The sequence below is a fragment of the Cryobacterium algoricola genome (genome assembly GCF_004402485.1).
GTDB classification, from domain to species: Bacteria; Actinomycetota; Actinomycetes; order Actinomycetales; family Microbacteriaceae; genus Cryobacterium; species Cryobacterium algoricola.
The window spans coordinates 1-25,818 of sequence record NZ_SOFG01000017.1 but is presented as its reverse complement, the minus strand read 5'-3'; the positions used below and the strand labels follow the sequence as shown (position 1 = coordinate 25,818).

At 70.5% G+C, this 25,818-nt stretch carries 18 protein-coding genes; 11 read left to right on the top strand and 7 right to left on the bottom strand.

What is annotated here, in order from left to right:
- The first annotated feature begins 99 nt into the window (after positions 1-99).
- From E3O44_RS13175 to E3O44_RS13150, 6 genes are all read left to right on the top strand, one after another.
- Positions 100-660, top strand: coding sequence for an RNA polymerase sigma factor (locus E3O44_RS13175; RefSeq protein WP_241976317.1), 561 nt, complete (start codon positions 100-102; stop codon positions 658-660).
- Entirely contained in the window at positions 647-1,603 is a 957-nt protein-coding gene (locus E3O44_RS13170) for an anti-sigma factor (protein ID WP_166792655.1), read from the top strand. Before E3O44_RS13175 ends, E3O44_RS13170 begins: the two co-directional genes overlap by 14 nt.
- 64 nt (positions 1,604-1,667) lie before the next feature.
- On the top strand, positions 1,668-3,143 hold the full coding sequence (locus tag E3O44_RS13165; protein ID WP_134535238.1) for an NAD-dependent succinate-semialdehyde dehydrogenase: 1,476 nt from the start codon (positions 1,668-1,670) through the stop codon (positions 3,141-3,143).
- A 41-nt stretch (positions 3,144-3,184) separates the two neighbouring features.
- The gene (locus tag E3O44_RS13160) at positions 3,185-3,982 is read left to right on the top strand and encodes a TrmH family RNA methyltransferase (RefSeq protein ID WP_134535237.1); all 798 of its coding nucleotides are present in this window, start codon (positions 3,185-3,187) and stop codon (positions 3,980-3,982) included.
- A 176-nt stretch (positions 3,983-4,158) separates the two neighbouring features.
- Positions 4,159-5,346: a thiolase family protein gene (locus tag E3O44_RS13155; RefSeq protein ID WP_134535236.1), complete on the top strand. Its 1,188-nt coding sequence runs from the start codon at positions 4,159-4,161 to the stop codon at positions 5,344-5,346.
- 107 nt (positions 5,347-5,453) lie between these two features.
- Positions 5,454-6,302 carry an SDR family NAD(P)-dependent oxidoreductase gene (locus E3O44_RS13150; protein WP_134535235.1) on the top strand — a complete coding sequence of 283 codons (849 nt, stop codon included), beginning with the start codon at positions 5,454-5,456 and terminating at the stop codon, positions 6,300-6,302.
- Between the two features lie 101 nt (positions 6,303-6,403).
- On the opposite strand, the gene E3O44_RS13145 is transcribed toward E3O44_RS13150, so the two are convergent.
- The 3 genes from E3O44_RS13145 to E3O44_RS13135 form a co-directional block, all read right to left on the bottom strand.
- Positions 6,404-8,245: a hypothetical protein gene (locus E3O44_RS13145; RefSeq protein ID WP_134535234.1), complete on the bottom strand. Its 1,842-nt coding sequence runs from the start codon at positions 8,243-8,245 to the stop codon at positions 6,404-6,406.
- Between the two features lie 393 nt (positions 8,246-8,638).
- Entirely contained in the window at positions 8,639-9,715 is a 1,077-nt protein-coding gene (locus E3O44_RS13140; protein ID WP_134535233.1) for an agmatine deiminase family protein, read from the bottom strand.
- Complete coding sequence (locus E3O44_RS13135) at positions 9,712-10,749, bottom strand: nitrilase-related carbon-nitrogen hydrolase (protein WP_198415916.1); 1,038 nt, start codon at positions 10,747-10,749, stop codon at positions 9,712-9,714. The genes E3O44_RS13140 and E3O44_RS13135 overlap by 4 nt, the downstream gene beginning before the upstream one ends.
- 135 nt (positions 10,750-10,884) lie before the next feature.
- Between E3O44_RS13135 and E3O44_RS13130 the strand changes: the two genes are divergently transcribed.
- Positions 10,885-11,514: a TetR/AcrR family transcriptional regulator gene (locus E3O44_RS13130; protein ID WP_134535232.1), complete on the top strand. Its 630-nt coding sequence runs from the start codon at positions 10,885-10,887 to the stop codon at positions 11,512-11,514.
- Positions 11,515-11,827: 313 nt separating this feature from the next.
- The gene (locus E3O44_RS13125) at positions 11,828-14,749 is read left to right on the top strand and encodes an aminotransferase (RefSeq protein ID WP_134535231.1); all 2,922 of its coding nucleotides are present in this window, start codon (positions 11,828-11,830) and stop codon (positions 14,747-14,749) included.
- A 5-nt stretch (positions 14,750-14,754) separates the two neighbouring features.
- Here E3O44_RS13125 and E3O44_RS13120 read toward each other — a convergent pair whose 3' ends face one another.
- Both E3O44_RS13120 and E3O44_RS13115 read right to left on the bottom strand, forming a co-directional pair.
- Positions 14,755-15,237, bottom strand: coding sequence for an Lrp/AsnC family transcriptional regulator (locus E3O44_RS13120; protein ID WP_134535230.1), 483 nt, complete (start codon positions 15,235-15,237; stop codon positions 14,755-14,757).
- A 143-nt stretch (positions 15,238-15,380) separates the two neighbouring features.
- Positions 15,381-16,823 carry a helix-turn-helix domain-containing protein gene (locus E3O44_RS13115; RefSeq protein WP_134535229.1) on the bottom strand — a complete coding sequence of 481 codons (1,443 nt, stop codon included), beginning with the start codon at positions 16,821-16,823 and terminating at the stop codon, positions 15,381-15,383.
- Between the two features lie 187 nt (positions 16,824-17,010).
- On the opposite strand from E3O44_RS13115, the gene E3O44_RS13110 reads away from it, so the two are divergent.
- Positions 17,011-18,861 carry a phosphoenolpyruvate carboxykinase (GTP) gene (locus tag E3O44_RS13110; protein WP_134535319.1) on the top strand — a complete coding sequence of 617 codons (1,851 nt, stop codon included), beginning with the start codon at positions 17,011-17,013 and terminating at the stop codon, positions 18,859-18,861.
- 79 nt (positions 18,862-18,940) lie between these two features.
- On the opposite strand, the gene E3O44_RS13105 is transcribed toward E3O44_RS13110, so the two are convergent.
- Positions 18,941-19,513, bottom strand: a complete 573-nt coding sequence (locus tag E3O44_RS13105; RefSeq protein ID WP_134535228.1) for a TetR/AcrR family transcriptional regulator — start codon at positions 19,511-19,513, stop codon at positions 18,941-18,943.
- A 57-nt stretch (positions 19,514-19,570) separates the two neighbouring features.
- Here E3O44_RS13105 and E3O44_RS13100 point away from each other — a divergent pair, with 57 nt between their 5' ends.
- Both E3O44_RS13100 and E3O44_RS13095 read left to right on the top strand, forming a co-directional pair.
- Positions 19,571-21,061 (top strand): MFS transporter, encoded by a 1,491-nt coding sequence (locus E3O44_RS13100; RefSeq protein ID WP_134535227.1) that lies wholly within the window; start codon positions 19,571-19,573, stop codon positions 21,059-21,061.
- Between the two features lie 166 nt (positions 21,062-21,227).
- Positions 21,228-24,383, top strand: coding sequence for an alpha-mannosidase (locus tag E3O44_RS13095; RefSeq protein WP_134535226.1), 3,156 nt, complete (start codon positions 21,228-21,230; stop codon positions 24,381-24,383).
- Positions 24,384-24,485: 102 nt separating this feature from the next.
- Here the strand turns inward: E3O44_RS13095 and E3O44_RS19640 are convergent.
- Positions 24,486-25,818, bottom strand: a 1,333-nt coding sequence (locus E3O44_RS19640) for an ATP-binding cassette domain-containing protein (RefSeq protein WP_241976314.1), incomplete at its 5' end; no start/stop codon positions are given.

Here is a 25,818-nt window from a genome sequence, read left to right as displayed (position 1 = left end):
CTATGCTGTCGCCGATGAAGCCGGGCTTGCCGCACCCGAGAGGTGCCGCGCATGACCGGGAACCGCACCAACCTGCCAGCCGGGAGGCGACGCACGCCCGTGACCGCACCCATCGATGACGTCGACCACCTGCGCCTCGTCGCCGCGTTCCGCGCGGGGGATGAGCGCGCCCTCGCCGAGGCCTATGCGCGCTGGTCGTCGCTCGTGTACACGATCGCGGTGCGGTCGCTCGGAGATCCCGGCGAAGCCGAGGACGTGACGCAGACGGTCTTCATCGCGGCCTGGCGCGGGCGGGACAACTACAATCCCGAGCGGGCGAGGCTCCCCGCCTGGATCGTGGGGATCACCCGGCACACCGTCGCGGACACGCACGAGGCCCGCTCGCGGCGCCGCCGGATCGAGCAGGCGGTCGCGGGCGAATTGCGCACGACACCCGTCGACGATTCGGTCGACGTCGCCGACCGGGTGATGTTTGCCGAGGAGTTACAGCGGCTCGAGCCTGTCCCGCAGCGGGTGATGCGTCTTGCCTTCTATGCTGACCTCACGCACGCGCAGATCGCCGCGATGCTCGGTCTGCCGCTCGGAACCGTCAAGAGTCACATCCGCCGAAGTCTCGGCCGGCTGCGCGCGCGATTGGAGGCCAACGATGACACATATTGACCGCGACGACCTCGCACTCATCGCCCTCGCCGAATTCGACCTCACCGAGGCTGAGCGCGGTCACCTCGCCGAGTGCCCGCAATGCGCGCTCGAACTCATTTCGCTGCAGCACATCGCAGCGGTCGGCCGGGCCGCCCGTCACGTCAGCCTCACCGAACCGTCCGCCACCGTGTGGGCGGGCATCCACGCGACCCTCGGCCTCAGCGCCGCCGTCGGTGCGCCGCCGCGACTCCGCGACTTCGTGCGTCCGGAGGATGCTGCGGGTGCCGCGGATGCTGCCGATACCGCTGATGACGTGGCCGAGCTTCTCGAGGGCGAACGGGAGGCATTCGCCGCGCATCCGCCCGTCGTGCCGTCTCCCACTGCCGTACCCGCTCCCGCTGTCGCGTCCGCCGCAGGCCCCGCCGTCGCGGACCCGCCGTCCGCGCGACCGCCGACGTCCGACTCGCCCGCCGCACTGCGTCCGCGCCGACGGAGGGCGGCCCGGAGCCGTACCGCGACGCGTTTCCTCCTCAGCGGGGCCGCGGCCGTGGTGCTGGTCCTCGGCGGCTTCGTCGCGGCGCGCTGGATCGACACGATGCAGCAGCCCGCGACCGCGCCCGTCACCTTCGAGGCCCGGCTCACGCCGTTCCCCGGCTGGCAGGCGAGCGGCAGCGCCGAGGTCGAGGCCATGCCCGGGGGACACCGCGAGGTCGTCGTCGACCTCACCGGGCTTGCCGACGCCACAGCGGCGGCTCCCCTCCGCGAGGTCTGGCTGATCAAGGCGGATGCCTCCGGCCTGATCAGCATCGGCCTCCTCGATGGCAACACCGGCCACTTCGACATCCCCGACGACGTCGACCTCAGCCAGTACCCGCTCGTCGACGTCTCGGCGGAGCCCGACAACGGAAACCCGGCCCACTCGGGAAATTCGATCGTGCGCGGCGAACTGCACGCCACGTGAGCGCGACCGCCCGCGGATAGGCTGGTTCGAGGCAGGCATCAGACGCACGCGACAGGGAGACACCATGACAAACGTCACCGAAGCGGAACTTCTCCGGATGGTTCCGAAGGAACTCTTCATCAACGGGGAGTGGGTCCCCGCGGCTGACGGGGCGACCCTCGACGTCGTCGACCCGGCCACCGGTCTCGTCATCGCCTCGATCGCCGACGCCGGGGTCGCCGACGGTGCCGCGGCCCTCGACGCGGCCGTCGACGCCCAGGACAGCTGGGCGGCGACCCCGCCTCGGGTGCGCGGCGAGATCCTGCGCCGGGCCTTCGACCTGATGCAGGAGCGCAAGCAGGAATTCGCGCTGCTGATGACGATCGAGATGGGCAAGCCGCTCGCCGAGGCATACGGCGAGGTCGCGTACGGCGGTGAATTCCTGCGCTGGTTCAGCGAAGAAGCCGTGCGCATCAGCGGCCGGTACGGCAGCAACCCCGAGGGCACCGGGCGGATGCTGGTGTCCCAGCACCCGGTCGGCCCCTGCTTCCTGATCACGCCCTGGAACTTCCCGCTCGCCATGGCCACCCGCAAGATCGCGCCGGCGCTCGCCGCGGGCTGCACCGTCGTCGTGAAGCCGGCGTCGCTGACCCCGCTCACGACCCTGTATTTCGCCAAGCTCCTCGCCGAGGTGGGGCTCCCCGCCGGCGTGCTCAACGTCATCACGACCTCGCGCTCCGGCGCGGTGTCCGACCCGATCATCGCCGACCCGCGGCTGCGCAAGCTCAGCTTCACCGGCTCAACCGCCGTGGGGCGCCGCATGATCGGCCAGGCCGGCCAGGGCGTGTTGCGCACCTCGATGGAGCTCGGCGGGAATGCGCCGTTCATCGTCTTCGCCGACGCCGACCTCGACAAGGCCGTCGACGGCGCCATCGCGGCGAAGTTCCGCAACGTCGGGCAGGCCTGCACGGCCGCCAACCGGTTCATCGTGCAGGCATCCGTCGCGGAGGAGTTCGCCCGCCGGGTCACCGCGCGGGTGCAGGACTTCGTCGTGGGTCGCGGCACCGCCGAGAATGTGAACATCGGACCGCTGATCAACGCCGGGGCCGTGGAGAAAGCATCCGCCCTCGTGCAGGACGCCCTCGAACGCGGCGCGACGCTCCTCACCGGCGGCGACTCGATCGAGGGCGCCGGCACCTTCTTCGAGCCGACCGTGCTCGCCGGGGTCGCGGCGGGGAGCGACATCCTGCGCGAAGAGATCTTCGGGCCGGTGCTCGCGATCGCGACCTTCGACGAGGAGGAGGACGCCGTGCGCCTCGCCAACGACACCGAGTTCGGGCTGGTCAGCTACGTCTTCACCCGGGACCTCGCCCGCGGGCAGCGGATGGTCGAACGCCTGCAGACCGGCATGATGGGGCTCAACGTCGGCGTGATCTCGAACGCGGCCGCGCCGTTCGGCGGGGTCAAGCAGTCCGGCCTCGGCCGCGAGGGCGGGCCCGAGGGCATCCAGGAGTACCTCACCACCAAGTACACGATGACCCCGGACCCCTTCGCCGACTAGCCCCGTGGTTTCGCCCACCGCGCGGCTCGTAGACTGAACGGATGCCCGTCATCGAGATCACCGACCTCGACGACCCGAGGCTCGTCGACTACGCCCACGTCACCGACGTCGCCCTGAAGAAGGCGCACGGCACCGAGCACGGCCTGTACATCGCGGAGTCGGCGCTCGTGCTCGAGCGGGCGCTCCGGGCCGGCCACCGGCCCCGCTCCGTGCTCGCGCTCGGCAACACGGTCGACGAGGCCCGCGCGCTCGTCGGCGAGGACGTACCGGTGTTCGTCGGGCCGGGGGAGCTCCTCGCCGAGCTGACCGGGTACATCCTGCACCGCGGCCTGATCGCGGCCATGAACCGGCCCGCCCTGCCCGACGCCGACACCCTGCTTGCCGGCGCCCGGCGCATCGTCATCCTCGAGAACGTGTCAGATCCCACCAACGTCGGCGCGATCTTCCGCTCCGCCGGCGCGATCGGGGCGGATGCGATCCTCGTCACGCCGCGCTGCTCCGACCCGTTCTACCGCCGCGCCATCCGGGTCTCGATGGGCACGGTGTTGCAGGTGCCGTGGACCCGCGCCGGCGACTGGACGAGCACCCGCGCCCTGCTGTCGAGGCACGGCTTCCACGTCGCCGCGCTCGCCCTCCGGGCGGATGCCGTCAGCCTGCGCGACTTCGACGGTCGGGAGCACGACAAGCTCGCCCTGCTACTCGGTGCCGAAGGCGAGGGCCTCACCGAGGACGCCCTCGCCGCCTCGGACAGTGTCGTGCAGATCCCGATGAAGCACGGCATCGACTCCCTCAACGTGGCCGCGGCCAGCGCCGTCGCGATGTGGGCGCTCTCCGCCTGACCCGCGCCGCGCATCCGCCCGCCCGTTCCTCTGCCCCTGGCTTGTGCCGAATTCAGGAGTTGAGGCGGCTGCGGCAGGGGCGGCCCCGGAGCAGTGCGGCAGTCCGGTCCCGTCGGTGCCGTTCCGGACCTCAACTCCTGAATTCGGAACAGCACCGACGGGCCTAGGCTGTCGGCATGAGCAACGAGGCCGTGATCATCGATGTCGTGCGCACCCCGTCCGGGCGGGGCAAGCCGAATGGCGCTCTGGCGGGGGTGCACCCGGCGGACCTGCTCGCCGGGGTGCTCGCCGAACTGGTGCGCCGGAACGACCTCGACCCCGCGCTCGTCGACGACGTGATCGGCGGCTGCGTCACGCAGGCGGGCGAGCAGGGCTACAACGTGACCCGCACCGCGCTGCTCAGCGCGGGTTTCCCCGAATCGGTTCCGGGCACGACGATCGACCGGCAGTGCGGTTCCAGCCAGCAGGCCGCGAGCTTCGCCGCCCAGGGCGTGATCGCCGGCAGCTACGACATCGTGATCGCGTGCGGCGTCGAGTCGATGAGCCGGGTTCCGCTCGGCTCGTCCCTGCGCGCGGGCCAGGACCCGTCCGGGCGGCTCCTGCACGAGCGCTACCCGAGCGGTCTCATCGGCCAGGGCGTCTCCGCCGAGCTGATCACCCGCCGCTGGGGCCTCACCCGCACCGAACTCGACGAGTACGCGGCCCGGTCGCACCTCCTCGCAGCGGATGCGATCGGCCGCGGAGACTTCGACCGCGCGCTCGTCCCGGTCCGGCTCCCCGACGGCTCGACCGTCACCACCGACGAGACCGTCCGTCCCGGCACGACCGCGGCGGGTCTCGCCGCCCTGCCGCCGGCGTTCCGCACCGACGCCCTCGCCGCCCGGTTCCCCGACCTCGAGTGGCACACCACCGCCGGCAACTCCTCCCCGCTCACCGACGGCGCCTCCGCGGTACTGATCATGAGCGCCGCCCGCGCCGCCGAGCTCGGCTGCACCCCGCGAGCGCGGTTCGACAGTTTCGCCGTCACCGGGAGCGACCCGCTCCTGATGCTCACGGGCGTGATCCCGGCGACCCGGCGCATCCTCGCCCGCTCCGGCCTCGACCTCGACGACCTCGACGCCTACGAGGTCAACGAGGCCTTCGCCTGCGTGCCGCTCGTCTGGGCGCGCGAACTCGGCGCCGACCCCGCGCGTCTCAACCCGGCAGGCGGCGCGATCGCCCTCGGCCACGCGCTCGGCTCTTCCGGCACCCGCCTGCTCGGCACCTTGCTCGGCACCCTCGAGCGCACCGGTGGCCGCTTCGGCCTGCAGACCATGTGCGAGGGCGGTGGCATGGCCAATGCCACGATCATCGAGAGGCTCTGAGATGACCGGCAGCGGATGCCGCGCGCGGCATACCTGCGCGTTCCTCCGATCCACCACCCCGGGCCGCCCTCCGGCGCGTCGGGCGACTCGTCTCGAAAGGCTCTGAGATGCGCATCGACGGATGCTCCGCGCTTGTGACCGGGGCCGCCTCCGGCCTCGGGCTGGCCACCGCAACGGCACTGCACGCGGCCGGGGCGGCCGTCGTGCTCCTCGACCTGCCCGGCGCGCCCGGGGCCGCCATCGTGTCCGCCCTCGGGGACCGGGCGCGTTTCGTCGCCGGCGACGTCACGAGCGCGGGCGATGTGCACAGCGCCGTCGAGGCGGCCGTGTCGATGGCGCCACTGCGCATTGTCGTGACGTGCGCGGGAATCGCTCCGGCGGACCGCACGGTCGGCCGGGACGGCCCGCTTCCGCTCGACGACTTCGAGCGAGTGATCCGGGTGAACCTCACCGGGACGTTCAACGTGATCAGGCTCGCGGCGGCCGCGATGCTCGCCTCAGAGCTGATCGACGCCCGGGGCATCGGCCTCGGGTTCGGCTCCGGGGCCGGCGCCGGTGCCCGTCCCGGCGCGGGTGGTGGGGCCGGGGGAGGCGGGACCGCCGAGCGTGGGGTGATCGTGACGACGGCATCCGTCGCCGCTTTCGACGGGCAGGTCGGGCAGGCGGCGTACGCGGCGTCGAAGGGCGGGGTCGCGGCGATGACGCTGCCGCTCGCCCGGGAGTTTGCGCGCTCGCAGATCCGGGTCGTGTCGATCGCGCCCGGCGTCTTCGACACCGCGATGCTGCAGAGCATGCCGGCGACCGTGCGCGAATCGCTCGCCGCGCAGGTTCCGCACCCGGCCCGGCTCGGGGACCCCAGCGAGTTCGCCGCGCTCGTGCGGCACATCGTGGAGAACCCGATGCTCAACGGCGAGACGATCCGGCTCGACGGCGGAATCCGGATGCCGCCCCGCTGACCGCCGCCGCCCCGCACCGACGGGTGCTGACCGATGCGGTGCGGTGCGGTCGGCGACAGCGGTGACGCAGGCTCGCGGCGCCCGGACCCGCGACCCGGCGTCTACTCGGTGTGGTTGACCTTCCGCTGGGCGGCACCGGCCGCCCAGCGCTCCGCGGAGTCCGTCGCGAGCGCGGCCGCCTCGTCCTGGCGCTGCACGATCGCCTCGGCGGCCGCGATCCGGTCCGTCAGGCTCGGCAGTACCACGCCCGAGGCCAGCGCCGTGAGCTGCGCCTCATACTCGAGCCGGTAGTTCTCGGTGCCCTCCGTCAGCGAACTGCGCACGGCGGCGTACTCGATGCGGGCCTCGCGGGCGGTGGCCTGCTCGGTCTGGGCATTCAGGTCGAAGAACTTCGTGCGCGCCCGGTTCTCCGAGATGAGAGCAGCGCGGTAGTTGGGGCCGGTGCTCTTGTGACCGGTCTGCACCCGCAGTGCGGTCGCCCTTGCCAGGATTTCCCTGGCCCGGTCCCGTTCGGCGCGGAGCATCTGCGAGCCCGTGACAGCACCGACGTAGCTCGGCACGATCGGCCCTCCCGGCACGGGCGCCGCCGGCACGCGCGTCGACCGGGTCAGGGAAGCCTGCGGTGCGCGCTGGGCCGCGACGCGTGCGGCGGACTCCGCCGCGGACCGCACCACGGCCGACGGTTCCGGCTCCGGCGGCGCGGGCAGTCGTGACGGGCCGGCCAGCGGCACCGGCACCTGCACCGTCCGCGCGAATGTCGATGCGTATGCTGATGCGGCGTGTGCTGTCGCGGCTGCGGCCTGTTCGGCGGCGGCTTGTGCCGCGGCCTGGGCGGCGGCGTGTGACCGTGCGGCCTGCTCTGCGACTGATCGCTCAGCGGCGGCGGCCTGCTCGGCTGCGGCCTGCGCCGCTGACTGTTCTGCGGCGTCCGCCGCGGCTTGGGCGGCAGCCGCTCGGGCGGTTGCGGCGTGCTCGGACGCGACCTGTGCGGCAGCGTGCGCGGCTGCCGTTTGTGCTGCGGCCGCGTGCACCCGCGCGGATTGCTCCACGGCGACCTCCGCAGCCGCAGCCTGCGCCGCCTCGGCCTGCTCGGCCGCACGGTGTGCTGCTGCTCGTGCTTCCGCGGTCTGAGTGGCGGCGACCCGTGCCGCCTCGAGCTGGGCCGACTCCGCGTGCACGGCGGCCGCTTGCGCCGCTACCGCCTGAGCGACCGCGGTCTCTGCCGCGGCGGCGAGAGCCAGAGCGGCAGCGGATGCGTCGGATCGCGCCGGCTGTGCCGCCACCGGTGGTGCGGCAAACAGCGGTGCGGCGACCGATGGCGCGGCGAACTGCGGTGCGGCAACGGGTGGTGCGGCGAACTGCGGTGCGGCGATGGACAGTGGGCCGACGAGCGGTGCGGCAGTAGACAGCGCGCCACTGAGCGGCGCGGTGACCGGCGGCGCGGCCAGGACCGTGGCCGGCAGAAGGGCAGGCGGTACAGCAACGGGCGTGGGCACAGTCGCAGCAGCTGCACCCGCGTACCCGGTTTCCCGAGGCTGGACGGCCCTGGCCACGAAGTCCGGGACGACCTCGGTGCTGCCGTCTCCCCGCTTGAGCACCCAGTCCACATTGTCCCGGCCGCTCACCGTGGGTACCGAGATCTGGGCGACGTCGATGAACGCCTGTTGGGCGTAGTACTCCGCGTTCGAGAGCACGCCCTTCCCGGGAGACACCCGGGCATTCATGTGCCGGCTGAACCGGCTTCGTTCGGCTGGGCTCAGGAGCGCCGGGTTGAATGTGATCGCAACGCTGCGCCCCAGCCGGACGACGGCCGAGGACCCGGTCGCGGGCTGGGCCACGCGTGCGGGCGGCGGATTCTTCCCAGCCGTGCGTGCGGCCGTCCGCTGGCTGCGGCGCAGCAGGGCCTCACGTTCGACGTCACGGAAATCGCCTGCGGCGCTCATCCGAGATCACCCGCTCGTCCAGCGCCGGGGGCCGGCGGCCGGTGGAAAGCATCGGGTATCGGTGTATCAGGTGTCGGGTGGGTCACGGTGGGTCCGCGTTTCTCGCTTCGACGCCACCTTTTCGTCGGGGTGCTCAGCCGACCGGGGTTTCGGGACCGTGAAGTCGGCAGTCGAACGGACGGGACGGGCCCGCAGGCAGCGCTGCGAGGGGTCCGGCACCGTCTGGAAAATCGAATCAGCCGCTGGGGCGAACGACAGACCTTCCGACGAAAGGTTACGTAGTGATAGATGGGTGTGGTCGGCCGTGCGACCGACCCCAGAACAGGGGGAGAATCACGCGCCCACCCATACCCTAGCTGCGCCGACAGCGTCACCGCCAGCCATTGCGGCGCGTTACCCCGTCGCGGGCTGCTGCTGGGTGATGCAGTGGATGCCTCCGCCGCGGGCGAAGAGCGGCCGCGCGTCCACGGTCACCACCTTCCGCCCCGGGTAGGCGTCCTCGAGGATCGACCGGGCCGCGGCATCCGCCCGGGGCTCGCCGAAGCCGCACGCGATCACGCCGCCGTTGACCACGAGGTGGTTCACGTAGCTGTAGTCGACGAAGCCCTCCGCGTCGGTGAGCCGGGCGGGCGCGGGCAGGTCCATGATCGTCCAGGGCCGGCCGGCGGCATCCGTTGACGCCGCGAGCACCGCGCGCAGCTCACGGGACACGGCGTAATCGGGATGCGCCGGGTCGTCCTGGGCGTGCACCAGGAGGGTGCCGGGCGCGGGGATCGCGGCGACGATGTCGACGTGCCCGCGGGTGCCGAAGCGGGCCTGGTCGCGGGTGAGGCCGCGCGGCAACCAGATCACCTGCGTCGCCCCGATCGTGCGGGCGAGTTCGGCCTCGACCCTGGCCCGGGTGGCGTGCGGGTTCCGGCCCGGGTCGAGTTGCACGGTCTCGGTGACGATGACGGTACCCTCCCCGTCGACCTGGATGCCGCCGCCCTCGTTGACGAGCAGCGAGGACACCGGGACCGCCCCCGTCGCGCGGGTCACCAGGGCGGCGATGCCGGCATCGCGGCCCCAGCTCGCCCAGTCCTGGCCGCCCCAGCCGTTGAAGATCCAGTCGACCGCGCCGAGCCGCCCGGCCGGATCGAGCACGAACGTCGGCCCGATGTCGCGCATCCACGCGTCGTCGAGCGGGGCTTCGATCACGTCGACTTCGGCGGAGAGATGCCGCGCGGCCTCGGCCCGAGCCTCGGCGATGCTCCTGGTACTTCGGGTGTTTCCCGGGTTCCCGGTGTTCCCGCCGGGGTCGACCACCATGGTCACCGGCTCGAACTCGAGCACCGCATGGGCGACGGCCGCCCAGGTGCTGCGCGCCTCCTCCGCCTCGGCCGCCGTGTCGCCGAGCGTGTAACCGCCGGAGGGGAACGCCATCCAGACCCGCTCCTGCGGCGCGGTCTCCGCGGGCATCCGCCAGGTCATGCGTGAGTCGCCGCGGTCGCGCTCGCGGTCGCGCTCGAGTCCGCGTCCGCGCCGAACGGATGTCCCGGCTCGACCGGGGTGGTCAGGCGCCCGTAGCTGTCGGGTCGGCGCGTGCCCAGGAACGGGAACAGGGTCAGCCACTCGGCCCGCTGGGCGAGATCGAGGTCGGCCACGAGCACGGCCGACTTGTCGCGGGGGGCCTGGGCCAGCATCCGCCCGTAGGGGTCTGAGATGAACGAGGAGCCGTAGAAGGTCAGGTCACCCTCGTCGCCCCAGCGGTTGGGTACGACCATGAAGAGGCCGCTCGTGATGCCGTTGCCGACGATGACGTGCTGCCAGATCGGCTGGGTGTCGAAGGCGGGGAAGCCCGGTTCGGAGCCGATCGCGGTCGGGTAGGCGAGGATCTGCGCCCCGGCGAGGCCGTAGAGGCGGGAGACCTCGGGGAACCACTCGTCCCAGCAGGTCGGCAGGCCGATGCGCGCGCCGCCCAGTTCGGCCGGTGCGTAGACGGGGTAGGCGTCCTCGGGCGGTCCGGGCCGGAAGTAGGTGTCCTCGTAGTAGCCCTCGGTCACCGGGATGTGCAGCTTGCGGGTGCGACCGAGCAGCACGCCGGTCGGGGACACGATGATCGCGGTGTTGTAGCCGCGCGGGTCGTCCGGCCGGTCGGCCGCGTCGGGGCGCTCGAACAGGGAGGCGTGCACGATGACGCCGTGCGCACGGGCCTGCTCGGCGGCGAAGGCGAACGTCGGCCCGGTGAGCAGGTCCTCGGCGCCCTGCTTGGGCACGCCGGTCGCACGCCGGTTGCCCGGGTACTTGCGGAGGGTCAGTTCCGGGAGGAACACGATCCGGGCGCCGGCCTCGGCGGCGAGGCGGATGCCGTCGGCGAGTTCGGCGCGGAGGACCGCGTCGTCCGCGTGCCAGCGGTGCTGCACGAGTCCGACCCGGAGCGGGCCGGCGGGGACCGCTGTCGGGCGGGCCGCCGATGTGCCGGCGGCGCTGCCGGCGGTGGGTGCGGCGTCGGTGACCCGGGTCAGCGGCGGGGCGGCGGGGGCGATGATGAGCTGCAAGGCGTCTCCTGGGGGGCCGAAACGGCGATCGAAGGAAGGATATCGAGCCAGTTGATCACTTGATCAATAAGCTCGAGGCAAAACTATATACACTGAGGTGCGATGTCAACCCTTCCGAGCCGGACCAAGCGCAGGACCGGCGTCGAGCGCGCCGCCGAGATCGCCCGCACCGCGCGCGAGATCGCCCGCTACGACGGCCTCGACGCGATCACCCTGCGCTCGATCGCGGCCCGGATCGGCGTCACCCCCGCCCTGGTCAGCCACTACGAACCGAGCACGGAGGCCCTGGTCGCGAAGACCTTCGGCTCGATCGCCGGCGCCGAGCTCGCGGAGATCACCCGGGAGTTGTCCGCGCTCCCGAGTTCCGTCGAGGCGTTGCGCGCGCTGATCGACACGCTCCTGGGCCCGGATCGCAGCGCCGTGACCACCGTCTGGCTCGACGCCTGGAGCGTCGGGCGTCGCAACATCGCCCTGGCTCGCGAGGTCGGCGTGCAGATGGATGCCTGGCAGGCGTTCCTGGTGGCCCTCCTGAACCGAGGTTCTGCGCGCGGCGAGTTCGCCGTCGCCGATAGCGGCGCGCTGGCCTGGCAGCTGCTCGCGATCATCGACGGAATCAACGCGCACGCGGTCGTGCGCTACGGCGACGCCCGCGGCCAGCGCGACCTCGTGCGCACCGTCGCGGAGCACGAGCTCGGCCTCCCGGCCGGCGCTCTCGCCCCCGCATCCGCCTGAGCCCCGCGCCGCGGCATCCGCTCACCGGTCCTCCGTGAGGGGATCTTCTGTCCCATTCCAGGGGATCGTCGCGTTCGACGACGAAGCCACAGGGTCGCCCCTCCAGCGGTGTGCAAAAATCATGCAAATAAACATCAAGCTAATGATTTATCACCAAAGCGACTGATTCAATGACATTTATGGAATACTGACGCCATGGATTGACCCTCCCTTCGGCGGAATCAAAACACCAGCACACGGTCGCGCAGGCGTACGATTCGCCATCGACGAGTTCACCCACAGGACAATCACACGGATCGGCTGAAACGCCCCAATGACGAACTACAACTTCTTCTCCACTCCCTCTCTCCCCAGGCCCGCCGTCACGGAACACGACGCGACGGCCGTCGCCAGGGATCTCTTCCACGTGAGCGGACAGCTCACCGAACTGGGAAGTCAACAGGACCGCAACTTCCTCATCGACGACGGCGACACGCGTTGGCTCCTCAAATTCTCCAATCCAGAGTTCTCCGCCCAGGAGCTCGAGGCTCAGGATGCTGCCGCCGAACGGGTGAGCCTGGCCGGAATCGACGTTCCTCGGAGCGTCCCGTCACACGAGGGAGCCGCGATCCGGATCGTTCATGTCGGCGACGTCGACCTCCACGTCCGACTCCTGAGCTTCGTCGAAGGGGATGCGCTCACCGGTCGCGGCGCTCTCACCGTCGCGGAAGCCCGCTCCCTGGGCCACACGGCCGGCCGTCTCGCCGCCTCCCTCGAAGCATTCGTCCACCCCGGCACCGAGCGAATCACCCAATGGAATCTCCGGATCGCGACGCAGGTCGTGCAGATGTATCTGCCGCATGTGCCCGACCCTGGTCGCCGGGAGCGTGTTCGAGTGGCCGCGGCGCGAGCACAGGCGGTGCTGGAACCGCTCAGCGATAAGCTCCGATCGCAGCCCATCCACGGTGACATCACCGATGACAATGTCGTCACCCGGCACGGCAGCCCGCTCGGTGTCGTCGACCTCGGTGTCATCGACTTCGGCGACATCGCCGACAGCTGGGTTGTCGCCGAACTGGCCGTCACCTGCGCATCCATCCTTCACCACAACCCGCGAACACCGTTGATCATCCTCGAGACGATCGCCGCGTTCGTCACCCATACGCCGTTGACCGACGACGAGCTCGCTGCGCTCTGGGGCCTCATCGTCCTCAGAACCTGCGTCCTCGTCGTCAGCGGCGAGCAGCAGGTCGCCGTTGACGACGCGAACCACTATGCGTCTGAGAATCGTGACCACGAATGGATCGCATTCGAAGTCGCTGAGGGCCTTGACGCTCAGCAGATGTGCGCGTTGATCAGAGCTCGCGTGCGCCTCGATCGGCATAGCGTCATCGAACGCCCCGAGGGCCTCCTCCTCCCGGCCGCCTCGCTGTCCGTCCTGGACTTCTCCGTCACCAACCCGGAACTCAGCGACGGGATCTGGCTGCGCCCCGATTCCGAGGCCGTCCTCGCCGCGGCGGTCGTCCGAACATCAGGCACAGCCGTCACGCGCTACGGCGAGTACCGGTTGACGCGCGCGAAGCTGCATCACACCGGGGAAACCGCGACGCTGGCGCTCGGCGTCGAGGTGGTGACTGCACCCGGAACGGTCTTCTCGGCGCCGGTCGACGGCGTCGTGCGCATGGAGGGCGACGCACTGGTGCTGGAAGCGAGCGGGTACGAGATCTGGCTCGTCGGACTCGAACCCCTGGCGCCGGGTCACGTCAGCGCAGGGCAGCGCATCGGCGCGGCACGCGCGGGCACGGCACGGTCCGAAGCTCCCGTCCACGTCAGGGTCCAACTGTCACGGCTAGCGGGCATCCGCCCAGCCTTCTTCGCTACTCCCGCTGAAGCCGAGATCTGGCAGCGCGTCTGCCCCGACCCCTCCCCGCTTCTCGGCATCGACCTTGCCGCACCTGAACTGCTGTCCGCGGATGTCCTCGAGCGGCGTGTCTCGACGTTCGCCGAAGTCCAGGAGCACTACTACACGGAGCCGCCGGAAATTGAACGCGGTTGGCGGGAACACCTCATCGACGTGCACGCTCAGTGCTATCTCGACCTGGTGAACAACGTCGCACTGACCGGACACGCCCATCCCCGGTTGGTCAAGGCCGTGAGTAATCAATGGTCGCTGTTGAACACCAACTCCCGTTTCAACTACAGTGCGTTGCCGCGTTTCACGGAACGGCTGGTGGCCCTGGCGCCAGAAGGTCTGGACACCGTCTTCCTGGTGAACAGCGGCAGCGAAGCGGTCGATCTCGCGTTGCGGCTGGCGAAGACCTACACCGGGAATGATGCGGTCCTCGCCTTCCAGGAGGCGTACCACGGCTGGACCGTGGGCGCCGACGCCGTTTCATCCTCCATCGGAGACAACCCGCGTGCGCTGGAAACCCGGCCGGACTGGGTGCACGTCATCGATGCGCCCCATCCCTTCCGCGGCACACACCGCGGCGCCGATTCAGCTGCCCGCTATCTGGACGATCTCGAAGCCCGGCTCGGAGTACTCGATGACGCAGGAACCGGTCTTGCGGCCTTCATCGGGGAACCGGTCTTCGGAAATGCCGGTGGAGTGCTCTTGCCGGACGGATACCTGGCCGGTGTTTTCGAGAAGGTGAGATCCAGAGGCGGGCTCACCATTTCGGACGAGGTGCAGGTCGGATACGGTCGCCTCGGAGAGTATTTCTGGGGGGTCGAACAGCAGGGGGTCACCCCGGACATCATCACGATTGCCAAGGGCATGGGCAATGGGCAGCCGGTCGGCGCCGTGATCACGCGGCGTGACATCGCCGAGAAATTCGCTGAAGAGGGCAGCCTGTTCTCCTCTGCCGGTGGAAGCCCGGTCAGCTGCGTCGTCGGGCTGACCGTGCTCGACATCCTCCGCGACGAAGGCCTGCAGGAGAACGCGCGCACAGTCGGAGGCGACCTGAAAGCCAAGCTCCTCACGCTGCAGGGCCGGCACGACATCATCGGCGCTGTGCACGGGTTGGGCCTGTATCTGGGCGTCGAGCTCGTACGCGACCTTGCTACCCTCGAGCCGGCCTCAGTGGCAGCGTCCGAGATCTGCGAGGAGCTGCTGCGTGAAGGCTGCATTGTCCAGCCGACCGGAGATTACAAGAACGTGCTCAAGATCAAACCGCCGCTGAACATCACGACCGAGAGTGTCGACTTCTTTGTCGAGGCGCTCGATCGGGTCCTGTGCGCACGGAGTCGAGGTTGATCCGGCTATCTCGTGCCCCACGTGAATCGATGGGTGTGGATGTTGTAATACGAGAACGTCTCACAGCGTGAGACTCCCGGGATCGTGCGGATGCGCCCGTTGATCAATTCGAGGAGTGCGTCAGCGTTGACGGCGATGACCTCGACCAGCAGGTCGTAGGAGCCCGCACCGATGACCAGATAGATCACCCCTTCCAAGGCACCGATTGCATCAGCGACTGCGCGCACGTCGCCCTCAACCGACAGGTGCAGCATCGCCATTCGCTCGTACCCCAGCTTGAGCGGGTCGGTGACCCCGACGACCTGGACGATCTCACGTTCTTCCAGTCGGCGCACACGAAGACGAGCCCCGCCGGCCGAGAGCCCGACCTCTGCGCCCAACTCCGCGTACGTCATTCGTCCATCGGCCTGGAGAGCCACGATCAGAGACCGATCGATCGCATCGAGCCCGTCATCGGGTAGCACCGCTTCGGCGTCGTTGTCTGCCATGGATTCCCCCTGTCGTATGAACGTGGTACGAACGTCTCGTACGACGGTAGCGCACGTCCGTCGCTCTGCTGCGTGAGTGGATAGATCCTCAGGTGCGAGGCCTCTCCCTCGATGCGCAGGGTGGTTTCGGGACACCTCGCGGGTCAGCTGGTGGCGTGGGCCTCGAGGAACTCGTAGACCTCGGTGTCGTCGACGCCGGGGAAGGTACCGCTCGGCAGGGGCGAGAGCACGTGGGCGTGCAGTCGTGCGCTCGGCCAGGCGTGACCTGCCCAGTGCGCGGCCAGGTCGGAGGCGGGGCGGCGGCAGCAGGATTCGTCGGGGCAGCGTGACACCGCCCGCTGCACGGTCTCGCGACCGCGGAACCACTTGGCGTGCACGAACGGCACCCCGACGCTGATCGAGAACTCGCCGCCGTCCGCCGCGCCGGTCTGGGTCGCCGACCAGAAGGTTCCGACCGGTGTGTCGGTGTACTGGTAGAACTCCGTGGTGCGGTTGGTGTGGGTGAAGGCGCTGCGGGCGCTCCACTGCTTGCAGACGAACTGGCCCTCGATCGAACCGGTGACGTCGACCGGCAGCGGCAGTCCATCGTTCTCGTAGCCTTTCTGCAGGGCGCCGTCACCGTTGACCCTGAGGAAGTGCAGCGGCATGTCGAGGTGCGAGGTCGCGAGGTTGGTCAGGCGGAGTGCCGCAGCTTCGTGGGTGACGCCGAAGGCGTCGCGGAAGTCCTCGACCGAGAGCTCGCGCTCGCGTTTCGCGCGCGCGAGGAACGCGACCGACGCGGCGGGCGGCATCAGGCACGCGGCCGCGAAATAGTTGATCTGCAGCCGTTGCCAGAGGAATTCGGCGTAACTCGCCGGCCGCTCATGACCGAGCAGCCGGTGCCCCATCGCCTGCAGCGCCATCGACCGCAGCCCATGACCGCCGGGGATCGACGCCGGCGGGAGGTAGATCCGGTGGTTGACGAGGTCGGTCACCGAGCGGGTCGAGTTCGGCAGGTCGTTGACGTAGATCAGGCTGAAGCCGAGCTGCTCCGCCATCACGCTCACCTCGCGGTGTGTGAGGGCTCCGGAGACGTGGCCGGACGCCCGCACCCGGTCCTCGGCGAGCTGCTCGATGTCGGGCATGTAGTTGTTCTGCTCGCGCATGAGCTCGCGCAGCTCGGTGTTCGCCCGCCTGGCCTCCTCCGGCGTCGCGATCGCCTCGCTCGCCCGCCGCGCCAGCTCACGGTGCAACCCGATGAGCGACTCGAGGGCCGTGACCGGCATCCCCTTGGTGACTTTGACCTCGGGCAAGCCGAGCGCACCGTAGAGCGGGTTCTTCTGAGCGCGCGCGAGCTCGATCTCGAGCGCGGCCCGCTTGTTCGGCGCCTCGCCGTTGAGCAGGTCGGCGATCGGAACGCCGAGCACCGTCGCGACGTCCTGCAGGATCGACAGCTTCGGCTCTCGCCTGCCGTTCTCGATGAGCGATAGCTGGCTGCCGGCCAGCCCGACCCTCTCGCCGAGCTGATCGAGGGTGAGGCCGCGCTCGCCGCGATAGTGGCGGATGCGCAGTCCCAGGGTGACGAGGTCGGAGGCTCGAGTCGGCATTCCTTAACAATATCTAAAGAAGCCTGATTCTTAACAAGAGTTTTTTGGTTCCTCTCCGAAAATCGCGCGCATTCTGGTTCTGCAGCACAAAGTTACGCACCGAATGTCACCGACGACAAGCCGGGCGGATGCTTCCGACACGACCGCAGGCATCCGCTGCACACGCCATACCGAGAAAGGCCAGGAGATGACCATCGCCCACTTCCGAGTCACATCCAGCGGGAGCGATTCCGACGACACCGCCGGTACCACGGACCCGAACCTCCAGTCCTGGGTTGATTCCATCGCCCGGCTGACCCGGCCGGACGAAGTGGTCTGGTGCGACGGGTCGAGCCGGGAGGCCGACGAACTCTCCAAGCAGCTCGTCGCCGAGGGCAAGCTCATCAAGCTCAACCCCGAGTGGCGCCCCAACAGCTACCTCGCCCGCACGAGCCCGACCGACGTCGCCCGGGTCGAGGACCGCACCTTCATCTGCTCGACCGACCCGGAAGACGCGGGCCCCACCAACAACTGGGCCGACCCCGCCGCGATGAAAGACGAGCTCCGCGCCGTCTTCGCCGGCAGCATGCGCGGCCGCACGATGTACGTCGTGCCGTTCTCGATGGGACCGCTCGGCGGCCCGATCTCCCAGCTCGGCGTCGAGATCACCGACTCGCCGTACGTCGTGCTCAACATGGGCATCATGACCCGGATGGGCAATGCCGTGCTCGAGCTGATCGAGGCCGGCGCCCGCTGGGTGCAGACCATCCACAGCGTCGGCTACCCGCTCACGGATGCCGCGGGCGAGACCCGCCCCGACGTCACGTGGCCCTGCAACGACACCAAGTACATTGTGCAGTTCCCCGAGACCCGCGAGGTGTGGTCGTACGGTTCGGGGTACGGCGGCAACGCGTTGCTCTCGAAGAAGTCGTTCGCGCTGCGGATCGCGTCGGTGATGGCCCGCGATGAGGGCTGGCTCGCCGAGCACATGCTCCTGATCAAGGTGACCTCGCCGGAGGGACGCGCCGTGCACCTCGCCGGCGCCTTCCCCTCCGCCTGCGGCAAGACCAACCTGTCGATGCTGCGTCCGACCATCCCCGGCTGGACCGTCGAAACCATCGGCGACGACATCGCCTGGCTCCGGCCCGGCCCCGACGGGCGCCTGTGGGCGATCAACCCGGAGGCCGGCTTCTTCGGCGTCGCCCCCGGCACCGGCGTCGAGACCAACCCGACCGCGGTGCAGACCGTCTGGGGCAACACGATCTTCACGAACGTCGCCCTTCGCGACGACGGCGACGTGTGGTGGGAAGGCCTCACCGAGACCCCGCCGAGCCACCTGATCGACTGGGAGGGCAACGACTGGACGCCCGCGTCGCCGACCCCGGCCGCCCACCCGAACTCCCGCTTCACGGTCGCCGCGGCACAGTGCCCCTCGATCTCCGACGACTGGGAGGCAGCCGGTGGCGTCCCCATCGACGCCATCCTCTTCGGCGGGCGGCGCGCCACGAACGTGCCGCTCGTCGCCCAGGCCCGCAGCTGGAAGCACGGTGTCTTCATGGGCGCGACGATCTCCTCGGAGAAGACCGCCGCCGCAGAGGGCACCGTCGGCGAACTCCGCCGCGACCCCTTCGCGATGCTCCCGTTCTGCGGCTACAACATGGCCGACTACTGGGCGCACTGGCTGCGGGTCGGCAAGGGCCTCGGCAGCCGCGCCCCCGAGATCTTCCAGGTCAACTGGTTCCGCAAGGGCGCGGACGGCGGCTTCCTCTGGCCCGGCTTCGGCGAGAACTCGCGGGTGATCGAGTGGATCGTGCGCCGCATCGAAGGGTCGACGGATGCCGTCGACACCCCGATCGGGCGCCTCCCCGCCGCGGGCGCCCTCAACCTCGGCGGTCTCGACCTCGCCGAGGAGACCGTAGAGCAGCTGTTCCACATCGACAGGACGAGCTGGCTCGCCGAGTGCGATCTCACCGAGGAGTACTTCGCCCAGTTCGGCGACCGGGTCCCCGCTGCGCTGCTCGCCGAACTCGCGAGCGTGCGCTACCACCTCAAGGGATAAGGGCGGTCCGCGGGGCCGGCCCGCGGCATCCGCTCACTCGGTCGCGACGGTGTCGTCGCGACCGTTCGGGGACCCGGGCTCAGGGGGCGATGAGTTTGCGGGCGGCGACGATCGCTGCGGCACGGCGGCGGTCGCGCACGGATTCCGCCGGCTCGGCTCCCGGGGCCGGGAACACCCCGGGGGAGTGCACCCACGAGGTCGCGAGCGAGAAGACGAGGGTGACGAGGTCTTCCGGATCCCAACTGGGGTCGATCTCGCCGCGGGCCTGGGCTGCGGCGATCGCGGCCGCCTCCGGGCCGTTGCGCCATTCCGTGGTCGTCGGCAACAGCGCGGCGGCGCCTTCGAGCCTGGCCCAGTCGAGCATCCGCGAGTGCTCAGGGTACTCGACGACGTGGTCGAAGACCCGTCCGACGAAGCCGGGCAGGTCGTTCGTGTCCATCGGGATGGCGGCCATCACATCGCGCCGGTTCACCTCGAGCACGGCCGTGAACAGGGAGCCCTTGTCGCCGAAGTAGGCGTAGAGGCGCTCCTTGCTCGCCTTCGCGGCCGTGGCGATGCGGTCGACCCGGGCGCCGGCCAGGCCGTACCGGGCGAACTCGGCCTGGGCGGCATCGAGAATTCGGTCGCGGGTCGCTTCGCCGTCACTTCTCATGACTAAGATCATACCTATCCCAACCAACTAGTTCGTTTGAATAGGATTTCTGTCTCGATGAGTTCCCCCGCTCCTGCTGTCTCCCTCTCCACCCCGCCCCTGTCCGATCCCGCGTCGCACCCGCGCCGCTGGTGGCTCCTCGCCGTTCTCGCGCTCGCCCAGCTCATGGTCGTCCTCGACGGAACCATCGTCAACATCGCCCTGCCGAAGGCCCAGATCGCCCTCGACATGAGCGACGGCGACCGCACCTGGGTCGTCACGATCTACGCGCTCGCCTTCGGCTCCCTGTTGCTGCTCGGCGGCCGCATCGCCGACTACTGGGGCCGCAAGCGCTCCTTCCTGGTCGGAATGGCCGGCTTCGCGCTGGCATCCATGATCGGTGGCCTCGCCGACACCACCACCCAGCTGCTGATCTCCCGCGGACTTCAGGGCGCGTTCGCCGCCCTGCTCGCCCCGGCCTCGCTCGCGATCCTCACGATCACCTTCCCCGGTGGCAAGGACCGGATCAAGGCATTCGCCGTCTATGGCGCGATCGGCGGCGGTGGAGCGGCCGTCGGCCTCGTGCTCGGCGGCGTGCTCACCGAGTTCACCAGCTGGAACTGGTGCCTGCTCGTCAACGTGCCGATCGCCCTCGTCGCGATCCTCGCCGCGATCCCGCTGATGCACGAGAGTCGTGCGCACGGAAACACCCGCTACGACCTGCCCGGCGTGATCCTCATCGTCGCCGGCCTCGCGTCCCTCGTCTACGGCTTCAGCCAGGCGGAGAACGGCTGGGGGCGGGTCGAGACGATCGGCTTCCTCGCCCTCGGCGTCGTGTTGCTCGTGGCCTTCGTTATCGTCGAGGCCCGGGCGACGAACCCGCTGCTTCCGCTTCGGGTCGTGACCGACCGGGTCCGCGGCGGCGCGTTCCTGGTCTCGCTGCTCACCGGCGCGAGCCTCCTCGGCGGGCTCTTCTTCCTCACCCTGTACTTCCAGATCGTGCTCGGCTACTCGCCGCTCCGCTCCGGGCTCGCCTCGCTCCCGATGACCGCGACCATCATGGTCTGCGCGACCGCGCTCTCCGGCATCCTGCCGAAGGTCGGCGTGCGCCTGCCCCTGACGATCGGCCCGGTCATCGCCGCCGCCGGGCTCGCCTGGTTGTCCTTCGTCACGGTCCAGGACGACTATGTCCTGCGCGTGCTGCCGGGCGTCATCCTGCTCGGCATCGGACTCGCAGCCATCTTCGTGCCGCTGCAGAACGTCGCCCTCGCCGGCATCGACGCGCACGACGCCGGCGTGGCCAGTGCCGCCGTCTCCGCGACGCAGCAGATCGGCGGATCGATCGGCACCGCCTTGTTCACCGCCCTGTACACCGCCGCGATCTCGAGCTACCTGTCCTCGAACCCCGCGACGCCGACCGTTCAGCTCGACGCGTTCGTGAGCGGGTATTCGGTCGCGTTCCTCTGGGCGGCCGGGCTGATCCTGCTTGCCGCCCCGATCTCGTTCTTCATGATCAAGCACTCGAAGGCGGACCTCGTCGGCGCCCCCGAGATCGTGCACCTGGGCTGACCCGCCCTCCGTGTCCACCGCGCTCTCGGCCTCACGGCGACCGCGCGGGGCTAACTCAGGAGATCTGCCGGGATACTCAGCCGGGACCGCGGAACAGTGCGGCGTTCCGGACTGGCCGGTGCGGATCTCCTGAGTTAGCCCCCGCCGGCGGTCGTAGGATGCTGGCATGGACGACGAGGCCGCACTGATCCAGAAGCGCATCGACCGGTTCCTGCGCGAACGGCTGCGGCCGGCCGTGTACCGCGCGGCCGTGCCGCTGAAGGTCTCGGCCTGGGTGTCGACGGCTCCGGTGACGGATGCCCCGGCGACCGTCGTCAAGGCCGTCCGGCAGTCCTACACCCCGTTCGCCCTCGGCGAGGCATGGGGCCGCCCCTGGGGAACGGTCTGGTTCCACGCGACCGGCGCGATCCCGGCCGACTGGGCCGGGCAGCCCGGCACCCGGATCGAGGCCGTCGTCGACCTCGGCTTTTCCGACGCGGCCCCGGGCTTCCAGGCGGAGGGCATCGCGTGGACCGCGACGGGCACCGTGATCAAGGGCATCGCGCCGCGCAACCGGACCCTGCCCCTCGCGCTCCTAACGCCGCGATCATCGGATACCCCTGTCATCTCCGACGCCGCGGACGCGCCGAGCGCCCCGGACACCTCGGACGACGCGGGCGGCCCTGGAGCCGTCGACTTCTACGTCGAGGCCGCCGCCAACCCCGACGTCACCGCGGGCTTCACGTTCGTGCCGACCCGGAACGGCGACCCGGCCACGGCCGGCACCGAACCGCTCTACCGGCTGCGACAGCTCGATCTCGCTCTCCGCGACGACGAGGTGTGGGAGCTGCTGCAGGACGTCCTCGCCCTCGACGGGCTCCGTCGCGCCCTGCCCGCGGGATCGACGCGGGCGGTCGGGATCCTGCGCACCCTGGAGCGCTGCCTCGACGTGCTCGACCCGGAGGACGTGTCCGGGTCCGCGGCCGCCGGGCGGGCGGTGCTCGCCCCCGCGCTCGCGCAACCCGCCGTCGCGAGCGCGCACCGGGTGCACGCGGTCGGGCACGCCCACATCGACAGCGCCTGGCTCTGGCCGGTACGGGAGACGGTGCGCAAGGTCGCCCGAACCTTCTCGAACGTGCTGGCCCTGGCCGAGGAACATCCCGGATTCACGTTCGCCGCGTCATCCGCCCAGCAGTATGCCTGGCTCAAGGAGCACTACCCGGAACTGTTCGACCGGGTGCGGGCGCAGGTCGCCGCGGGTGCCTTCGTGCCCGTCGGCGGGATGTGGGTCGAGTCGGACACGAACATGCCGGGCGGGGAATCCCTCGCCAGGCAGTTCGTCGCCGGCAAGCGGTTCTTCCTCGAGGAGTTCGGGATCGAGCCGCTCGAGGTCTGGCTGCCGGACTCGTTCGGCTATTCCGCGGCGCTCCCGCAGATCATCGCGGCGGCGGGATCGCGCTGGTTCCTCACCCAGAAGTCGTCCTGGAACGAGACGAACCCGATGCCGCACCACACCTTCCGGTGGGAGGGCATCGACGGCACCCGCATCTTCACGCACTTCCCGCCCGTCGACACCTACAGCTCCGACCTCTCCGGCGCGGACCTCGCCCGCGCAGAGGCCCAATATTCCGAGAAAGGCATGGCCAATACCTCGCTCGTCCCGTTCGGCTGGGGCGACGGTGGGGGCGGGCCGACGGCCGAGATGATCGCGGCCGCACGCCGGACCGCCTCGCTCGAGGGGTCCCCGACGGTCGAGCTCTCCACGCCCCGCCGGTTCTTCGAGGCCGCGGAGGCCGAGTACCCCGAGGCGCCGATCTGGTCCGGCGAGCTCTACCTCGAGTTCCACCGCGGCACCTACACCTCGCAGGCCCGCACCAAACGCGGCAACCGGCGCAGCGAGCACCTCCTGCGCGAAGCCGAGCTCTGGGCGGCGACCGCGAGCATCCGCACCGGGGCCGCCTACCCATACGAGGCGCTCGAGCGAGCCTGGCAGACCGTGTTGCTCCAGCAGTTCCACGACATCCTGCCCGGCTCCTCGATCGCGTGGGTGCACCAGGAGGCCGAACGGCACTACGCGGAGGTCGCGCGCGACCTCGGGGGACTCATCGCGGCATCCGTGACCGCTCTCTGCGGCGCCGGCGACCGCACAGTGTCGCTCAATGCGGGCCCCTACGCGCAGCACGGGGTGCCGGCCTTCGGCGCCTCCGCGGCCGACGAGAACGGTCCGGCGGATGCCCCCGCGACCGTGACCCGCACCGCGTCCGGCCTGCTCGTGCTCGCCAACGCCCTCGTCAGCGCCACGATCGACGCCGAGGGACTGCTCACCTCCCTGCGCGACCTCGTCGCCGACCGGGAGCTCATCCCCTCGGGCACGCGCGGCAACCGGCTGCTGCTGCACCGCGACACCCCGACCCAGTGGGACGCCTGGGACATCGACGCCCACTACAAGCGCGCAAGCGTTCCGCTCGATGCCGCGGTGTCGGTCGAGGTCGTGACCGACACGCCCGCCGAGGCCTGCGTGCGGGTGACCCGCGTCTTCGGCGCCTCCCGCCTCGTGGAGCAGATCACCCTCGCCGCCGGTTCCCCGACGCTCGACCTCGTCTTCGACGTCGACTGGCACGAACGCCAGAAGCTCCTGAAGATCGAGTTCCCGTTCGACGTGCACGCCGAGCGGGCCGCCTCGGAGATCCAGTTCGGGCACGTCTACCGCCCGACGCATGCGAACACCTCCTGGGACACCGCCCGCTTCGAGACCTGCGCGCACCGCTGGGTGCACGTCGGCGAGACCGGCTACGGGGTCGCGGTCGCGAACGACTCGACCTACGGGCACGACATCGGCCGCTCGACGGATGCCGGCGGCCGCGCCACGACGACCGTGCGGCTGTCGCTGCTGCGCGCGGCACTCTTCCCCGATCCCGGGGCCGACCAGGGACGGCACTCGTTCCGCCTCGCGGTGCGCCCGGGCGCGACCATCGCCGACGCGATCACCGAGGGCTACCGGCTCAACCTCCCGCTCCGCACTGTGACCGGTGTCGCGAACGACGGCATCGACCCGCTCCTCGAGGTCGACAACCCGGCCGTGGTGATCGAGGCGGTCAAGCTCGCCGAGGACCGCAGCGGGGACCTGATCGTGCGCATCTACGAGGCGCACGGGTCCCGGGCGCGGGCCAGGGTGATCCGCCGTTTCGAGGCAGCGGATGCCTACCCGACCGACCTGCTCGAACGCCGGCTGTCCGAGCCCGGACTTCCGCTCGCGCAAACCGGGCCCGCCGTCGACATCGAGTTGCGGCCGTTCCAGCTCCTCACCCTCCGCTACCCCCGAATGGATTCGACGAAGTTGTGAGGGTTTTCGGCCCGAAACCGGCCTCCCACGTGCCGGAAACGCAGAAACTCCGTCGAATTCGTCAGGGGCAGGGCGGGCGCCGGGCGCGATGTGCCCGCGCGGTTAGACGAGCAGCTGGTGCTTGGCGAGCTCGCGGTAGAGCGGCGTCGAGACGACGAGCTCGGAGTGCGTCCCGGTCCCGATCACCTCGCCGTGGTCGAGCACCACGATCTGGTCGGAGTCGACGACGGTCGACAGCCGGTGCGCGATCACGATGAGCGTGCGGTCGACGGCGACGGCGTCGATCGCCGCCCGCATCAGTTGTTCGTTGACTCCGTCGAGGCTCGAGGTCGACTCGTCGAGCAGCAGGATCGGTGGCGCCGCGAGCAGCGCCCGTGCGATCGCGAGCCGCTGGCGTTCCCCGCCGGAGAGCATCACGCCGGATTCCCCGACGGCCGCGCCGAGCCCGGCCGGGTCCCGGTCGAGCACCTCGCCGAGGTTGACCGCGTGCAACACGGCGAGGCACTCCTCGTCGGTCGCGTCCGGCGCCGAGAGCACGAGGTTGTCGCGCAGCGAGCCGGCGAGCACGGGGGCATCCTGCTCGACGTAGCCGATCTGCGAGCGCAGCGCGGTGCGATCCAGGGTGCGGATGTCCAGCCCGCCCAGCCGGACGACACCCGCGTTCGGGTCATAGAACCGTTCGATGAGCGCCAGAATGGTGCTCTTGCCGGCGCCGGACGGCCCGACGAGCGCGGTGCGCAACCCGCGCGGAGCGCTGAAGGACACCCCGCGCAGCACGGGTCGCGGCCCGGACGAGTCGGCGGATGCGTCGGCGGACGAGTCGGCATCGGTCGCGGTGTCGACGGAGTCGACCGGACCGGCGTCGGCACTGAGCGACGCGGTGCCGTCCGCGGATCCGGGAGCCGGGGCGGTGAGCGTACCGTCGTCGGGCCCGTCATCGGACGACGTGCTCGACGGCGGGGTGACCGCGGATGCCCCGGTCACCGCAGCGGCCGTGCCGACGCGCTCCACGGTGTCGGACCCGAGGTCGCCGACCGCACTGCCGTCGGGGTCTGCGGCGACGGCTGGACCGGAGTCGGCGGACCCGCCGCGGGGCGCACCTGCGACCGGGTCGGAGACTGAAGCCGGGGCATCCGGCGCAGAGTCGGCGGCCAAGGCGCCCACGAGGCCCGACGTCTCCGAAACGTCCGCGACGGCCACGTCGGATGAGGGAACGTCGGAGGAAGCGGCGGCCGGGGCGCCGGCCGCGGAATCGCCCGCGGCGGACAGGTCGGGCAACTCGGCGTCGACGGCCTGGGGTGACGTCGGGGCGGCAAACGCCGTGGCCGCTGCGACCGCGGCGATCGACACGGTGCCGGTGGCCGCGGCGTACACCGCGGCGGTCATCGCGGCCGAGGCCGCGGCGGCCGCCTCGGCTGAGGTGGCTGCGGTCGCG

Excerpts from the sequence above, each read along its gene's own strand:
- E3O44_RS13170 (WP_166792655.1), top strand. The coding sequence starts at position 647 with ATGACACATATTGACCGCGACGACCTCGCACTCATCGCCCTCGCCGAA.
- E3O44_RS13165 (WP_134535238.1), top strand. The coding sequence starts at position 1,668 with ATGACAAACGTCACCGAAGCGGAACTTCTCCGGATGGTTCCGAAGGAA.
- E3O44_RS13160 (WP_134535237.1), top strand. The coding sequence starts at position 3,185 with ATGCCCGTCATCGAGATCACCGACCTCGACGACCCGAGGCTCGTCGAC.
- E3O44_RS13155 (WP_134535236.1), top strand. The coding sequence starts at position 4,159 with ATGAGCAACGAGGCCGTGATCATCGATGTCGTGCGCACCCCGTCCGGG.
- E3O44_RS13150 (WP_134535235.1), top strand. The coding sequence starts at position 5,454 with ATGCGCATCGACGGATGCTCCGCGCTTGTGACCGGGGCCGCCTCCGGC.
- E3O44_RS13145 (WP_134535234.1), bottom strand. The coding sequence starts at position 8,245 with ATGAGCGCCGCAGGCGATTTCCGTGACGTCGAACGTGAGGCCCTGCTG.
- E3O44_RS13140 (WP_134535233.1), bottom strand. The coding sequence starts at position 9,715 with ATGACCTGGCGGATGCCCGCGGAGACCGCGCCGCAGGAGCGGGTCTGG.
- E3O44_RS13130 (WP_134535232.1), top strand. The coding sequence starts at position 10,885 with ATGTCAACCCTTCCGAGCCGGACCAAGCGCAGGACCGGCGTCGAGCGC.
- E3O44_RS13125 (WP_134535231.1), top strand. The coding sequence starts at position 11,828 with ATGACGAACTACAACTTCTTCTCCACTCCCTCTCTCCCCAGGCCCGCC.
- E3O44_RS13120 (WP_134535230.1), bottom strand. The coding sequence starts at position 15,237 with ATGGCAGACAACGACGCCGAAGCGGTGCTACCCGATGACGGGCTCGAT.
- E3O44_RS13115 (WP_134535229.1), bottom strand. The coding sequence starts at position 16,823 with ATGCCGACTCGAGCCTCCGACCTCGTCACCCTGGGACTGCGCATCCGC.
- E3O44_RS13110 (WP_134535319.1), top strand. The coding sequence starts at position 17,011 with ATGACCATCGCCCACTTCCGAGTCACATCCAGCGGGAGCGATTCCGAC.
- E3O44_RS13105 (WP_134535228.1), bottom strand. The coding sequence starts at position 19,513 with ATGAGAAGTGACGGCGAAGCGACCCGCGACCGAATTCTCGATGCCGCC.
- E3O44_RS13100 (WP_134535227.1), top strand. The coding sequence starts at position 19,571 with ATGAGTTCCCCCGCTCCTGCTGTCTCCCTCTCCACCCCGCCCCTGTCC.
- E3O44_RS13095 (WP_134535226.1), top strand. The coding sequence starts at position 21,228 with ATGGACGACGAGGCCGCACTGATCCAGAAGCGCATCGACCGGTTCCTG.